1 other RNA gene is annotated in these 363 nt (G+C 67.2%); it reads left to right on the plus strand.

The features are described 5' to 3' along the window. An RNA gene (rnpB, locus tag ACO0K4_RS19550) (RNase P RNA component class A) lies at nucleotides 1-354 on the plus strand; the annotation flags it as partial. Nucleotides 355-363 lie beyond the last annotated feature (9 nt).

Consider the following 363-nt stretch of genomic DNA (forward strand, 5'->3'; position numbering starts at 1 on the left):
CAGTCGCTGTCGCGCTTGCGCGATGGAGGAAAGTCCGGGCTCCACAGGGCAGAGTGCCAGGTAACGCCTGGGGGGCGTGAGCCCACGGAAAGTGCCACAGAAAGGGAAACCGCCCTCCGGAAGGAAGGCAAGGGTGAAAAGGTGAGGTAAGAGCTCACCAGCGCCGGTGGCGACACCGGCGGCTTGGTAAACCCCACGGGCTGAAAGACCATGTAGACCGGGGAAGGGGCGGCCCGTCCCGCCCCGCGCGAGCGGGGACCCGGCGGGTAGGTCGATCGAGGTGCGCCGTGAGGCGCATCCCAGATAGATGGTGGAGGTCCCGCGCGAGCGGGATACAGGACCCGGCTTACAGATGCACAGGCC

This window comes from Undibacterium sp. RuTC16W (assembly GCF_049339445.1).
Taxonomy (GTDB): Bacteria; Pseudomonadota; Gammaproteobacteria; order Burkholderiales; family Burkholderiaceae_D; genus Undibacterium.